Origin of the sequence: Delftia deserti, from assembly GCF_042653485.1 — a bacterium.
Classification (GTDB): domain Bacteria; phylum Pseudomonadota; class Gammaproteobacteria; order Burkholderiales; family Burkholderiaceae_C; genus Comamonas; species Comamonas acidovorans.
On the sequence record NZ_JBHSIH010000001.1, the window covers coordinates 2,414,221 to 2,427,385 of the forward strand.

At 68.4% G+C, this 13,165-nt stretch carries 12 protein-coding genes; 8 read left to right on the forward strand and 4 right to left on the reverse strand.

Annotation, left to right across the window (positions count from 1 at the left end; translation table 11 throughout):
• Positions 1-16: 16 nt before the first annotated feature.
• From ACFPFG_RS11820 to ACFPFG_RS11845, 6 genes are all read left to right on the forward strand, one after another.
• A complete protein-coding gene (locus ACFPFG_RS11820) occupies positions 17-2,398 on the forward strand; it encodes a TonB-dependent siderophore receptor (RefSeq protein ID WP_380106675.1) in 2,382 nt (793 codons plus the stop codon).
• Between the two features lie 180 nt (positions 2,399-2,578).
• Positions 2,579-3,766, forward strand: coding sequence for a muconate cycloisomerase family protein (locus ACFPFG_RS11825; protein ID WP_380106677.1), 1,188 nt, complete (start codon positions 2,579-2,581; stop codon positions 3,764-3,766).
• A gap of 28 nt (positions 3,767-3,794) precedes the next feature.
• The gene (gene catC, locus ACFPFG_RS11830; protein WP_012203794.1) at positions 3,795-4,073 is read left to right on the forward strand and encodes a muconolactone Delta-isomerase; all 279 of its coding nucleotides are present in this window, start codon (positions 3,795-3,797) and stop codon (positions 4,071-4,073) included.
• Positions 4,074-4,126: 53 nt separating this feature from the next.
• Positions 4,127-5,119: a Bug family tripartite tricarboxylate transporter substrate binding protein gene (locus tag ACFPFG_RS11835; protein WP_183017481.1), complete on the forward strand. Its 993-nt coding sequence runs from the start codon at positions 4,127-4,129 to the stop codon at positions 5,117-5,119.
• A gap of 47 nt (positions 5,120-5,166) precedes the next feature.
• Complete coding sequence (locus ACFPFG_RS11840) at positions 5,167-6,081, forward strand: dioxygenase family protein (protein WP_183017480.1); 915 nt, start codon at positions 5,167-5,169, stop codon at positions 6,079-6,081.
• A gap of 112 nt (positions 6,082-6,193) precedes the next feature.
• Complete coding sequence (locus ACFPFG_RS11845) at positions 6,194-7,189, forward strand: Bug family tripartite tricarboxylate transporter substrate binding protein (RefSeq protein ID WP_312377429.1); 996 nt, start codon at positions 6,194-6,196, stop codon at positions 7,187-7,189.
• Between the two features lie 16 nt (positions 7,190-7,205).
• Here the strand turns inward: ACFPFG_RS11845 and ACFPFG_RS11850 are convergent, their stop codons facing one another.
• Positions 7,206-8,162 carry a DMT family transporter gene (locus ACFPFG_RS11850; RefSeq protein ID WP_380106681.1) on the reverse strand — a complete coding sequence of 319 codons (957 nt, stop codon included), beginning with the start codon at positions 8,160-8,162 and terminating at the stop codon, positions 7,206-7,208.
• A gap of 72 nt (positions 8,163-8,234) precedes the next feature.
• Between ACFPFG_RS11850 and ACFPFG_RS11855 the strand changes: the two genes are divergently transcribed.
• Positions 8,235-9,119, forward strand: coding sequence for a LysR family transcriptional regulator (locus ACFPFG_RS11855; RefSeq protein WP_312377425.1), 885 nt, complete (start codon positions 8,235-8,237; stop codon positions 9,117-9,119).
• A gap of 203 nt (positions 9,120-9,322) precedes the next feature.
• Here the strand turns inward: ACFPFG_RS11855 and ACFPFG_RS11860 are convergent, their stop codons facing one another.
• Positions 9,323-9,631, reverse strand: a complete 309-nt coding sequence (locus ACFPFG_RS11860; RefSeq protein WP_380106684.1) for a hypothetical protein — start codon at positions 9,629-9,631, stop codon at positions 9,323-9,325.
• On the opposite strand from ACFPFG_RS11860, the gene ACFPFG_RS11865 reads away from it, so the two are divergent.
• On the forward strand, positions 9,632-9,967 hold the full coding sequence (locus ACFPFG_RS11865; RefSeq protein ID WP_380106685.1) for a GNAT family N-acetyltransferase: 336 nt from the start codon (positions 9,632-9,634) through the stop codon (positions 9,965-9,967).
• 20 nt (positions 9,968-9,987) lie between these two features.
• Here ACFPFG_RS11865 and ACFPFG_RS11870 read toward each other — a convergent pair whose 3' ends face one another.
• Positions 9,988-10,218 (reverse strand): formate dehydrogenase subunit delta, encoded by a 231-nt coding sequence (locus ACFPFG_RS11870; RefSeq protein ID WP_312377422.1) that lies wholly within the window; start codon positions 10,216-10,218, stop codon positions 9,988-9,990.
• The gene (gene fdhF, locus ACFPFG_RS11875) at positions 10,218-13,154 is read right to left on the reverse strand and encodes a formate dehydrogenase subunit alpha (RefSeq protein ID WP_380106688.1); all 2,937 of its coding nucleotides are present in this window, start codon (positions 13,152-13,154) and stop codon (positions 10,218-10,220) included. The genes ACFPFG_RS11870 and fdhF overlap by 1 nt, the downstream gene beginning before the upstream one ends.
• Positions 13,155-13,165: the final 11 nt, after the last annotated feature.

The window sequence follows — 13,165 nt, forward strand, 5'->3', positions numbered from 1 at the left end:
GGAGAACGTTCCCGCCATGCCCGCCCGCCCTCTTTCCTCCCGCCCGGCACGCACCTGCCAGACCCTGCTGGCCTGCGCGGCGGCACTGGCCTGCATGCCGGTCCTGGCCGCATCCGCCGCCATCGACCTGCCGGCCCAACCGCTGTCCGACGCCATCAAGGCCCTGGCGCGCGCCACCGGCACCAGCATTGCGGCCGACAGCGCCCTGCTGGCGGGCAAGACCGCGCCCGCCGTACAGGGCCGCTTCGAGCCGGCCGAGGCACTGCAGCGACTGCTGGCCGGCAGCGGGCTGGAGGCCGCTGCCCAGCCCCAGGGCGGCTGGCTGCTGCGCCGCGCCCCGGCGCGCCCTCAGGCCGCGCTGGACGAAGTGCGCGTGACCGCCACCGCCGTGCGCGACGGCCGCACGGAAGGCACGGGCAGCTACCGCTCGCCCTATGCCAGCGCGGCCACCAAGATCGAGCTGACGGTGCGGGAGACGCCGCAGTCCGTGTCCGTGATCTCGCGCGCGCAGCTCGATGACCAGAACTTCGTGGAGCTCACCGAAGCGGCCAAGGTGGTGCCAGGCATCGTCGTGCGCCGGCAAAGCAGCACGGGCGGGCGCAGCGACATCCTCTCGCGCGGCTACCAGTCCTCCACCTACCAGTTGGACGGCCTCACCGTCAGCGGCAACCCGGCCACCCAGGAAACGCTGGACCTGGCGCTGTTCGACCGGGTCGAGGCCCTGCGCGGGCCGGCCGGGCTGTTCTCGGGCGCGGGCGAGCCCAGCGTCATGCTCAACCTGGTGCGCAAGCGCGCCCTGCCCGACTACCAGGGCCAGGCCGCCGTCGGCCGGGGCTCGCGCGGGCGCAAGCGGGCCGAGGTGGATGTCACCGGTCCGCTCTCGGAAGATGGCAGCCTGCGTGGCCGCGTGGTGGCGCTGCAGGAGAACTTCGGCAGCCCCGTGATGGCCATGGACGGCCACAAGCAGGCCCTGTACGGCACGGTGGAGCTGGACATCACTTCCCAGAGCACGGTCTCGGTGGGCGCCACCTGGCAGCGCGGCCGGGGCAACTACGACACCGGCCTGCCCGCCCACGCCGACGGCAGGCTGGCCCCCATTCCCCGCGACGTGGCCATTGCCGCCGATTGGGGCCGCGCCGCGCCCGAATCGCTGGCCGGCTTCATCGAGTCGGAAACGCGGCTCGACGGCGGCGGCCTGTTCAAGCTGGCAGCCCGCCGCGTGCTGCGCCAGCAGCGCGACAAGTACATCAATGGCTACTCGGCCGTCTCGGACACCGGCATCAGCCGCTTCACCCAGGCCCAGACCGTGGACCGCGACTACGCCGACACCACGGCCGACATCTACTACAGCACGCCCTGGCAATGGGCCGGGCAGACGCACCATTTCATCGCGGGCGCGGACTACCGCAGCTCCAACATGCACCTGCGCATGCTGCGCGGCGCCATGAACACGCCCGCCGACCTGTTCCACTACGACCCCTCCTCCATCGCCGAGCCCAGCTTCAAGCCCTTTGCCGACGACACCACGCGCACCAGCCTGCGCGGCGTCTACGGCCAGTTGCGCATCAAGCCCGCGCAGGCCCTCACCCTGGTGGCGGGCGCGCGCAAGAGCTGGTGGAAGACCGAAACCTCGGATCGGCTGCAGAACACGCGCTCGGGCTACGAGGTCGATGGCCAGTTCACGCCCTTCGGCGCCGTGCTCTTCGATCTGAACGACAGCTGGACGCTCTACGCCAGCCAGTCGCGCATCTTCCAGCCGCAAAGCGGGCGCCTGGCAGGCGGCGGCCAGATCGCCCCGCGCGAGGGCCGGCAGGTGGAGGCCGGCATCAAGGGCAGCCTGCTGGATGGACGCCTGAATGCCACCGCCGCCGTCTACCGCATGCAGGACACCCACCGCGCGCTGGCCGACCCCGCCGATGCCGCCTTCGTCATCCCCGCAGGCAAGGTGCGCTCCGAAGGCTTCGAGGCCGAAGTGGTCGGCTCGCTGTCGCCGCGCTGGGACGTGGCGGCCAGCTACGCCTACATGCGCTCCAAGTACCTGCAGGGCACCGTCACGCAGACCGGCACCGACTTCAGCACCATGTCACCGCGCCACAGCGTGAACCTGTGGGCGCGCTACCGCGTGGCCGGCCCCGTGGCCCAGGGCCTGGAGCTGGGCGCCGGCGTCCGGGCCGTCAGCGAGTTCTATGACACCCTGGGCGCCGTGCGCTGGCGCACGGGCGGCTACGGCGTCTGGTCCGTCTATGCCGCCTACCCGCTCACCCCCCAGGTCAAGCTGGCCGTGAACATCGACAACCTCTTCGATCGCGTCTACTGGGAGCGCGTGGGCACGGCCACGCGCAGCAACTACTACGGCCTGCCGCGCAGCATCATGGTCACGCTGCGCAGCAGTTTCTGATCCGGTTGCCGGGGCGCGCGGCGGCGGACCGCCGCGCCACCGGCTTGCGGCGCAGGCATTCAACACATCGACGCCATCGAATGATTTCTCACAAATAATTCAATAGATCCACACAATGCATGGATTTACGCTTGTGTCCATCGTCGGCAGCCGCCGCCAGCCAAGACACCCGCCATTGCCATGCAAGACCGTTTCCTGATCGAGCGCATCGAGGCGCGGATCCTCGACATTCCCACCATCCGTCCGCACAAGCTGTCGTTCGGCTCCATCAGCCGGCAAAGCCCGGTGATCGTGCAGCTGTGGCTGCGCAATGGCGCCACGGGCTTTGGCGAGGCCGCCACCATCGGCGGCCCGTCGTGGAACGAGGAATCGCCCGAGAGCATCCACCACGCCATCACCAACCACCTGGCGCCCAGCCTGATCGGCCAGGACGGCGCGCGCTTCGAGGCCTGCCTCTCGCGCATGGACCTGGCCTGCAAGGGCAATGCCTTTGCCAAGAGCGCCGTGGAAATCGCGCTGCTGGATGCCGTGGCGCGCAGCCTGCAGTTGCCCGTGTGGCAGTTGCTGGGCGGCAAGCAGCGCGACAGCCTGCCCCTGGCCTGGACGCTGGCCAGCGGCGATATCGAACGCGACCTGGCCGAGGCCCATCTGCGCCTGGAGCAAAAGCGCCACCGCATCTTCAAGATGAAGATAGGCGCGCGCACGCCCGAGGCCGACGTGGCCCATGTGAGCGAGATCGCACGCGGCCTGCAGGGCCGCGCCACGCTGACCGTGGACGTCAACCAGGCCTGGGACGGCGCCACGGCGCGGCGCTTTCTGCCGCAGCTGATCGAAGCCGGCGTGACCCTGATCGAGCAGCCCGTGGCCGGCTGGAACGTGCCTGCATTGCGCGAGCTGACGGCCACGCTGCAGGGGGCCCTGGTCATGGCCGACGAGAGCGTGTGCACGCCCTACGACGCCATGCGCCTGGCGCGCGAGCAGGCCAGCCATGTGTTCTCGCTCAAGGTGGCCAAGCACGGCGGCCTGCTGCGCACACGCAAGGTGGCGGCGATTGCCCAGGCGGCCGATATCGGCTGGTACGGCGGCACCATGCTGGAGACCTCGATCGGCTCGGCCGCCTCGGCCCATGTCTTTGCCACGCTGGGCGGGCAGCACTACAACTGCGAGCTGTTCGGCCCGCAGCTGCTGGTGGACGACATCGTCACCGAGCGCATGGCCATCCGCGACTTCGAGCTGCAACTGCCCGACGGACCCGGCCTGGGCGTGGAGATCGACCTGCAGCAGCTGGCGCGCTTCGACCGCGCGCTGGCCGGCGGCCAGCCGCAGCACTTCGACATGGGGCAGGCCCGGACCGGGGCTGCGACCTGAATTCCTTTCATTCCTCCTGGAGACAAACATGCTTTACCTGGTCCGCATGGACGTGAAGATTCCCCACGACCTGCCCGCCGACGTGGCCGCCGAGATCAAGGCCCGCGAGAAGGCCTACTCGCAGCAGCTGCAGCACGACGGCCGCTGGCCCCACATCTGGCGCGTGGTCGGCGAGTACGCCAACTACAGCGTGTTCGACGTGGCCTCCAACGACGAACTGCACGAGCTGCTGCAGGGCCTGCCGCTGTTCCCCTACATGGACATCCAGGTCACACCGCTGGCAAGGCACCCCTCGGCCATCGCCTGAGCACCGACCGCACCAGGCCCGCACCAAGACAAGATTTTCCGGAGACAAGTGAAGTGAAAGTGAAACGCCGTTTTCTGACCGCCGCCGCCGCAGGCCTGTGCCTGTCCGCCGTGATGCCCGCCGCCCATGCGCAGGCCCCCGAGGCCAACTGGCCCAGCAAGCCCATCCGCTGGATCGTGCCCTTCCCGCCGGGCGGCGCCATGGACGCCATCGCGCGCACCCTGGGCGAGAAGGCCGGCCGCACGCTGGGCCAGCCCTTCGTGATCGAGAACCGTCCCGGCGCCGGCGGCAACATCGGCGCCGACTTCGTGGCCAAGCAGCCCGGCGATGGCTACACGCTGATGATCACCTCCATCGGCATGGCCACCAACAAGCCGCTGTACCGCAAGCTCAGCTACGACCCGATCAAGGACTTCGCCCCCGTGGGCGTGCTGGCCGTGGTGCCCAACATCCTGGTCACCAACTCCACCCAGCCCAACGTCAAGAGCGTGGCCGATGTGGTGGCCGCCGCCAAGGCCTCGCCCGGCAAGCTGACCTATGCCTCGGCCGGCAACGGCACCTCCATCCACCTGGCGGGCGAAGTGTTCAACTCGCTGGCCGGCGTGGACATCCTGCACATCCCCTACAAGGGATCGGGCCCGGCCGTCTCCGACCTGCTGGGCGGACAGGTCAACTACATGTTCGACTCCATCACCTCGGCGCGCCCGCACATCCAGTCGGGCAAGCTGCGCGCCCTGGCCGTGACCACGGCCAAGCGCTCGTCCAGCATGCCCGACGTGCCCACCATGGAAGAGGCCGGCATCAAGGGCTACGAGGTCTCGCCCTGGTTCGCCGTCTTCATGCCCGCCAGCACGCCGCCGGCCATCGTCAAGAAGCTCAACCAGGTCTTCGTGGCCGAGATGAAGCAGCCCGACGTGCTCGAACGCTTCAAGGCCATCGGTGCCGAAGTCGTGGGCTCCACGCCCGACGAAGCGGCCAGGCACCTGCAGGCCGAGTCCGTGCGCTGGACCAAGGTGATCACGGAACGCAACATCAGCATGGACTGAGCGCTCCTCTTTTCCAGGACATCCCATAAAACCACGAGGAGACAAACATGTCCGAACTGTCCCAGGACCAGCTGCTGAATCTGGTCAACAGCAAGCAGATCGCCCCCGGCAGCGACCGCGTGCGGGCGCTGACCCAGCGCATCGTCAGCGATCTGTTCCACACCATCGACGAGATGGATGTCAAGCCCGACGAGTTCTGGGCCGCCGTGGACTGGCTGGGCCGCCTTGGGAGCAGCGGCCAGCTGGGCCTGATCACGGCAGGCCTGGGCTTCGACCGGCTGCTGGACATCCGCAGCGACGAGGCCGATGCGCGTGCCGGCCGCGCGGGAGGCACGCCGCGCGCCATCGAAGGCCCGCTGTTCGTGGCCGGCGCACCACTGGCGCAAGCCGAGGTGCGCCTGGACGAGGGCGAGCCCCAGGGCGAGGTCTTCGTGATGGAAGGACGGGTGCTGGATCTTGACGGCCAGCCTCTGCCGCATGCACTCATCGACGTCTGGCATGCCAATGTCCAGGGCGGCTACTCGCACTTCTTCCCGGGCATGAAGCCCTACGAGCTGCGCCGCCGCATAGAAACCGACGACCAGGGCCGCTACCGCTTTCGCAGCTATGTGCCGCCCGGCTACTCCATACCGCCGAACAGCCCCACTTCGGAACTGTTCGACGCGCTGGGACGCCACGGCCATCGCCCCGCCCACATTCACTTCCTCGTGGTTGCGCCCGGCATGCGCACGCTGACCACCCAGGTCAACCTGCCCGGCGACACCTACCTGGACGACGACTTCGCCTTCGCCACCCGTGACGGCCTGATCGTCGAGCTGGAGCGCGGCGTGGCGCCGGCAGGCTACGAGTCGCTGGGCGTGAACGCGCCTTTCGTACGCACGCGCTTCGACTTCGTGCTGCAGCCCGCAGTCAGCGAAGGCGAGTCCTTGCCACTGACACGCATGGAGCGTGTGCGCGCCTGAGGCTCCGCCACCTTCCGTAGCCTTCCGGCCTGCCATTTTTTTCGATTCGTCCGTTCCACAGCAGGCCGCCCCTTGGAGTGCGGCCTGTTTCACCGTACCCGCTTCCCACACCATGTCCAGCCTGCATCGCATCGCCGCAACCCTGCTGACCGCCACCGTGGCCCTCGTGCCCGCCCTGGGCCACGCCCAGGCTCCTGCGACCTTTCCCACCAAGCCGGTGAACATCGTCGTGCCCTACGCGGCCGGCGGCCCCGTGGACAACCTGGCACGCGCACTGGCCACGCGCCTGAACAAGGTCTGGTCGCAACCCGTGGTCATCCTCAACCGCACAGGTGCCAACGAGATCATCGGAGCCGAGTACGTGGCCAAGAGCGCACCCGACGGCTACACGCTGTTCGCCGCGACCGAAGCGTCGCTGACCATGAACCCGCACCTGTACAGGAAGCTGCCCTACAACCCGCAAAAGGACTTCGCACCCATCTCCCGCCTGATCAGCGTGCCCATGGTCTTCTTCGTGCCCCAGAGTTCCAAGGCCGGCACGCTGCAGGAATTCATCGCTCAGGCACGCCAGGCAGGCAAGACCAAACCGCTGACCTATGGCTCATCGGGCGCGGGCGGCATCGTGCACCTGCCGCTAGCCATGTTCGCCAAGCAGGAAGGGCTGGAGATGGTGCACGTGCCCTACAAGGGCGCTGCACCGCTGATCCCCGAAGTCATCGCCGGCCAGATCGACGCAGCGGTGCTGGGCGTGTCGGTGATCGAGCAGCACATCAAGTCCGGCAAGCTCAAGGCCCTGGCCGTGTCCTCGGAGACACGCAGCATCGCCTTGCCGGATGTGCCCACCTTCAAGGAAGCCGGCGTGCGCGACATCCAGGCTGTCTTCAACATCGGCCTGCTGGCACCGGCTGGAACGCCGGCGCCCCTGGTGGAGAAGATCGCCGCCGATGTGCGCCGCGTGCTGCTGGAGCCCGAATTCCGCAAGACCCAGGTGGACGCGTTCTCCTACGTGGCCGTGGCCTCCAGCCCCGCCGAATACCGCGACTTCCTGGCGCGCGACTACCAGGTGCAGGGCGAGCGCGTGCGCACCTCGGGCGCCTCGCTGGATTGAACCGGACGGGGTCCGTTCAGCTCTGGACTGCGGTGCGCTTGGCAACCACGTGCACCGCAGCCGCAGGCCTGCGCCCCCAGTTCATCAGCGCCGTGCCGGCCACGGCCATGCCGCCGCCCAGCACGATGCTGGCATCGATGCTCTCGCCCAGCCACAGCGCCGACAGCGCCACGCCGATCACGGGCACCAGCGTGATGTAGCCCGAGGCCGCGCCCGCGCCCAGCGCCTTGACGCCGTCGAAGTACCAGGCATAGGCCAGGGCCGTCGCGCCGAAGGCCAGGAAGGCCAGCGCGCCCCAGGCGGTTGCGTTGCCAAGCACGGCAGCCTGCAGGCCGGCCGGCCCCTCGACCACCAGGCTGGCCACCAGCAGCATGGCCGCGCCCATGGTCGAGGTCACGGCCGTGGCCGACAGCGCATCCACGCCCGTGAGCAGCCAGCGGCCGATCAGGGTGTAGGTCACCCAGCACACCACGCAGCCCAGGATCAGCAGCTCGCCCGCGCCCACCGATCCCTGCAGCAGCGCCAGCGGCTGGCCATGCGAGATCACCACCACGGCGTCGCAGGCCGCCAGCGCCATGCCCAGGGCAATGGTGCGGTTGAGCCGCTCGCCGAACAGCCAGACCGCCAGGGCCAGCGTGAGCACGGGGTTGAGCGTGATCACCAGGGCCGCCTTGCCGGCCGGCACATGCTGCAGCCCCATGAGGAAGAAGGCCGCATAGCCGAACACGCCCGTGGCGCCAGCGGCCGCCATGCCCAGCCAGCGCCTGGCGCTCCAGTACCGGAGGCCGGCCATGCCACCGGCCCAGTACAGCCAGGGCAGCAGCACGGCGGCGGCCAGCAGGAAGCGCAGGCTGGCGGCGGCCAGCGGCGGCATGCTCTGTGCCACCACGCGGCCCGCAGGCCAGGAAGCGCCCCACAGCAGGGCCATGCCGACAAGCCGCAGGTGCGGGCCAAAGAAGCGGAGAGAATTCATGGCGCGTACTATGTGCTCATATCGATTCATAGACAAATGAGCAAATGCTCATGACATGGACACCGCGATCCCATGACCTTCACCCAGCTCGAAGTGTTTGCGGCCCTGGCCCGCGCCGGCAGTTTCTCGCGCGCGGCCGCGCTGCTGGGCATTACCCAGAGTGCCGTCAGCCATGCCCTGCGCGCGCTGGAGGGCGAGCTGCAGGTGCAGCTTGTGCGGCGCGAAGGCCCCCACTCCCCCTTGACCGACGCAGGCACGCGGCTGCTGCAGCGCGCCAACGACATCCTCCAGCAAAAGGAGGCCTTGCGGCAGGAGGCCGATGCCGAGCGCGGCATGGCGCGCGGCACGCTGCGCGTGGCCTCGTTCGGCGCCACCTCTTCGCTGCGGCTGCTGCCCCCGCTGATCACCGAATACCGGCGCCGCCAGCCCGCCGTGCTGGTGCAGATCGACGAGCAGAACGACGACACCGTGGTCAAGTGGCTGCTGGAGCGGCGCGTGGAGATCGGCTTCGTCGTGCTGCCTGACGAGCGCTTCGACACCGTGCCCCTGATCGAGGACGAACTGGTGGCGCTGCTGCCCGCATCGCACCGGCTGGCGGCCCAGCGCAGCGTCCGCGCCGCCGACCTGCACGGCGAGGCCTTTGTGCGCACCTCGGCCGGGTCGGGCGCGCACATCGACCGCTTCCTGGCCGAGGCCGGCGCCCAGCCTGCGGCCATCTACCACTTCGAGCAAATGTCGTCCATGCAGGGCTTCGTGGCCCAGGGCCACGCCATTGCCATTGCCGCGCGCCTGGCCGTGCCCGAACAGGCCCCCGAAGGCATGGTCTACCGCAGCCTCTTGCCCCGCCAGCGCCGCGTCACCGGCCTGGCCGTGCGCAGCCTGGACCGCCTGTCGCCAGCCGCTGCCGGCTTTGTGGCGCTGGCGCGGGAGATGGCGAAGAAGAAGTGCTTTGGCTGACGCAGTGCCGCCCTCCTGGCATGGCAGAAACCATGGCATTGGTGACAGATCAGCGCACATGCAGGCTGCTTCTGTCACCAAACTGCTAGATTGCGCCGATGGCAGTTCACAGCAACTTTCTCGGCCCGGTCACGGTTTCCGGTGATGAAGCGAAAGCTCTCACACGGAGGCTTGCGCATGGCCGGGGCACACAGGCTGCTGTGTCATCCGCACGCAATGGCCGCAAGCTCGCCATCACCTTCACAAGGGATGGCACGGTCCGGATCAAGCTCAAGCCGACCGGCGAACCCCTCAAGGGCAAAGACTGAGCCGGGGGTTTCGAGCTGCGCGAACTGGCCTCGGGTGACGGCTGCAACGCGCTGAGCCTGGGCAGCGAGGCATTCGCCCCTCTCAAATCCTTTCTGCGCAAAGAAGCCAAGAAGCTCCATCAGGAGCATCTTGCGCGCACCTTCGTCCTGGTGCCGGAAGGCGAGACCAAGGTTCTGGCCTACATCACGACCTTGTGCACCCATGTGGCCCTCGAACAGTTCGACGAACCGGCCGTGCTGGACGGCTTTCGCTACAAGGACTATCCGGCCATCAAGCCGGCCCGGCTGGCCGTGGATACCAGCCTGCAGGGCCGGGGGGTTGGGAGCCAGTTGGTGGACTTTGTCATTGCCCTGATCACGGACCATGTCATGCCATACACGGGCTGCCGTTTTCTGGTGGTGGATGCCAAGCCAGAGTCCGTGCGCTTCTATGCGGCAAAGGGCTTTCTGCCCATAGGCACCAGCACCGATGGGCCAACGGCCACCACCACGATGTTCATCGATCTGCGACGGGTGTTGGCGGCCATCGGCCGGACGTAGCCATCCTCCGGACCGGCCTGCTAGGCAGGATGGCCCAGCGGATGCAGCACCAGCGCCTCGCGCACGATGGGCTTGAGCGCCTGCGCCTCGTCGGGGCTGGCCAGCACGCGGGCCAGTTCGGCGCGCATGCGGGGCTCCCAGAATTTGCGGATGTGTTCGGCAATGCCCTGCAGGGCCTCGTCGCGCTCGGGCATGGCCTCGAAGAACTCGCCGATGCGGTTGGCCATGCGGACCAGGTTGGCGCTGTCCATCACTTGCCTCCCGCCACGGCCATGCTGCCTGCCTGCGCGGCTTGCAGCAGGCCGATCTGCTCTTCATGCATGCGCGCAAAGCCGCGCTGCCAGTCGGACGGCTGGGCGTGCTGGGGTACCGGCAGCACCTGCACGGCCGTGACCTTGTATTCGGGGCAGTTGGTGGCCCAGTCCGAGCTGTCGGTGGTGATGACGTTGGCGCCCGATTCGGGAAAGTGGAAGGTGGTGTAGACCACGCCGGGCTGTATGCGCTCGGTGACGGTGGCGCGCAGCACGGTTTCGCCCGCGCGGCTGGCGATGCCGACCCAGTCTCCGTCGCTTATGCCGCGGTCCTCGGCGTCATGCGGATGGATTTCCAGCCGGTCCTCGCTGTGCCAGTGGCTGTTGTGCGTGCGCCGGGTCTGGGCGCCCACGTTGTACTGCGACAGGATGCGGCCCGTGGTCAGCAGCAGCGGAAAGCGCTGGGTGACCTTCTCGTCGGTGGCCACGTACTGGGTGATGATGAAGCGGCCCTTGCCGCGCACGAAGCGGTCCCTGTGCATGATGGACGTGCCGGCCTCTTCGGTGCTGTCATTGCAGGGCCATTGCACGCTGCCCAGCCGGTCGATCTTGTCGTAGTTCACGCCTGCAAAGCTGGGCGTGAGCGCGGCGATCTCGGCCATGATCTCGCTCGGGTGCGTGTAGTGCATGGCGTAGCCCAGGGCATTGGCCAGCAGCTGGGTGACTTCCCAGTCGGCATGGCCGGCCAGCGGCGCCATGACCTTGCGCACGCGCGAGATGCGGCGCTCGGCATTGGTGAAGGTGCCGTCCTTTTCGAGGAAGGAGGCGCCCGGCAGGAAGACATGGGCGTACTTGGCGGTTTCGTTCAGGAAGATGTCCTGCACCACCACGCATTCCATGGCCGAGAGCGCGGCCGTCACATGCTGGGTGTTGGGGTCGGACTGCACGATGTCCTCGCCCTCGCAGTACAGGCCCATGAAGCTGCCGGCCAGGGCCGCCTCGAACATGTTGGGAATGCGCAGGCCGGGCTCGGGGCTGAGCGCCACGCCCCAGGCCCCCTCGAACTCGGCGCGCACCGTGCTGTCCGAGATGTGGCGGTAGCCGGGCAGTTCATGCGGGAAGGAGCCCATGTCGCAGGAGCCCTGCACATTGTTCTGGCCGCGCAGCGGATTCACGCCCACGCCTTCGCGGCCCACATTGCCCGTGGCCATGGCCAGGTTGGCGATGCCCATGACCATGGTCGAGCCCTGCGCATGCTCGGTCACGCCCAGGCCGTAGTAGATGGCCGCGTTGACGGGGGTGCCCGCCGCGTGGTCCTCGGCACCCAGCGCATACAGGCGCGCGGCGCCGCGCACGAGTTCGGGAGCAACCCCGGTGACCTCGGCCATGGCCTCGGGCGAGTTCTCGGGCCGGGCCACGAATTCCTTCCACTGGGCGAAGGACCTGGCATCGCAGCGCTCGGCGATGTAGTCCTCGGCCAGCCAGCCTTCGGTGACGATGACATGGGCCAGCGAGGTGATCATGGCCACGTTGGTGCCGGGCCGCAGTTGCAGGTGGTAGTCGGCGCGGATGTGGGGCGACTTGACCAGCTCGATCTCGCGCGGGTCGATGACGATGAGCCTGGCGCCCGCACGCCGGCCGTCGCCGCGCAGGCGCTTTTTCATGCGCGAGCCGAACACCGGGTGCGCGGCCGTGGGATTGGCGCCGATGACCATGACCACGTCCGTGTGCTCGATGGACTTGAAGGTCTGCGTGCCCGCCGAGGTGCCATAGGTCTGGCCCAGGCCATAGCCCGTGGGCGAGTGGCACACGCGCGCGCAGGTATCGACGTTGTTGTTGCCGAAGGCCGTGCGCACCAGCTTTTGCACCAGGTAGGCCTCTTCGTTGGTGCAGCGCGAGGAGGTGATGCCGCCAATCGAGTCCTTGCCGTGCTTCGCCTGGATGCGACGGAACTCGCTGGCCGTGTGGGCAATGGCCTCTTCCCAGCTCACTTCGCGCCAGGGGTCGGTGATCTTCGCGCGGACCATGGGCCGGGTGATGCGGTCCTTGTGCGTGGCATAGCCCCAGGCAAAGCGGCCCTTGACGCAGGCATGGCCCTCGTTGGCCTGGCCGTCCTTCCAGGGCACCATGCGCACGACCTGCTCGCCCTTCATCTCGGCCTTGAAGCCGCAGCCCACGCCGCAGTAGGCGCAGGTGGTGATGGCGCTGTGCCCGGCCTGGCCCAGCTCGGTCACGGTCTTTTCCTGCAGCGTGGCCGTGGGGCAGGCCTGCACGCAGGCGCCGCAGCTGACGCAGTCGCTGTCCATGAAGCTGCCGCCCTGCCCCGCCGTGACGCGCGATTCGAACCCCCGGCCCGAGATGGTCAGCGCAAATGTGCCCTGCGTCTCTTCGCAGGCGCGCACGCAGCGGTTGCAGACGATGCACTTGCTGGGGTCGTAGCTGAAGTACGGGTTGGAGACATCGACCTCGGCCCGCGCCTGGCCCTTGAAGTGGTTGGCGCCCTCGAAGCCGTAGCGCACCTCGCGCAGGCCCACGGTGCCGGCCATGTCCTGCAGTTCGCAGTCGCCGTTGGCGCTGCAGGTCAGGCAGTCCAGCGGATGGTCGGAGATGTACAGCTCCATCACGCCGCGGCGCAGCTCCTGCAGTTGCGGGCTTTGCGTGCGCACCTTCATGCCGGGCTCGGCAGGCGTGGTGCACGAGGCCGGAAAGCCCTTGCGCCCCTCGATCTGCACCAGGCACAGGCGGCAGGAGCCGAAGGGCTCCAGGCTGTCGGTGGCGCACAGCTTGGGCACGCTGACGCCGCCTTCCATGGCAGCGCGCATCAGCGAGGTGCCCTCGGGCACACAGACCTCGCGGCCGTCGATCTCCAGGGTGATCAGGCGTTCGGACGGGCTGGCGGGCGTGCCCCAGTCGGCTTGCTTCAGATGGTCGAGCATGGTGTTCTCCG

What these genes read in the sequence shown, in the direction of transcription:
- ACFPFG_RS11820 (WP_380106675.1), top strand. Translation starts at nt 17, where the DNA reads ATGCCCGCCCGCCCTCTTTCCTCCCGCCCGGCACGCACCTGCCAGACC.
- ACFPFG_RS11825 (WP_380106677.1), top strand. Translation starts at nt 2,579, where the DNA reads ATGCAAGACCGTTTCCTGATCGAGCGCATCGAGGCGCGGATCCTCGAC.
- catC (WP_012203794.1), top strand. Translation starts at nt 3,795, where the DNA reads ATGCTTTACCTGGTCCGCATGGACGTGAAGATTCCCCACGACCTGCCC.
- ACFPFG_RS11840 (WP_183017480.1), top strand. Translation starts at nt 5,167, where the DNA reads ATGTCCGAACTGTCCCAGGACCAGCTGCTGAATCTGGTCAACAGCAAG.
- ACFPFG_RS11845 (WP_312377429.1), top strand. Translation starts at nt 6,194, where the DNA reads ATGTCCAGCCTGCATCGCATCGCCGCAACCCTGCTGACCGCCACCGTG.
- ACFPFG_RS11850 (WP_380106681.1), bottom strand. Translation starts at nt 8,162, where the DNA reads ATGAATTCTCTCCGCTTCTTTGGCCCGCACCTGCGGCTTGTCGGCATG.
- ACFPFG_RS11855 (WP_312377425.1), top strand. Translation starts at nt 8,235, where the DNA reads ATGACCTTCACCCAGCTCGAAGTGTTTGCGGCCCTGGCCCGCGCCGGC.
- ACFPFG_RS11860 (WP_380106684.1), bottom strand. Translation starts at nt 9,631, where the DNA reads ATGGGTGCACAAGGTCGTGATGTAGGCCAGAACCTTGGTCTCGCCTTC.
- ACFPFG_RS11870 (WP_312377422.1), bottom strand. Translation starts at nt 10,218, where the DNA reads ATGGACAGCGCCAACCTGGTCCGCATGGCCAACCGCATCGGCGAGTTC.
- fdhF (WP_380106688.1), bottom strand. Translation starts at nt 13,154, where the DNA reads ATGCTCGACCATCTGAAGCAAGCCGACTGGGGCACGCCCGCCAGCCCG.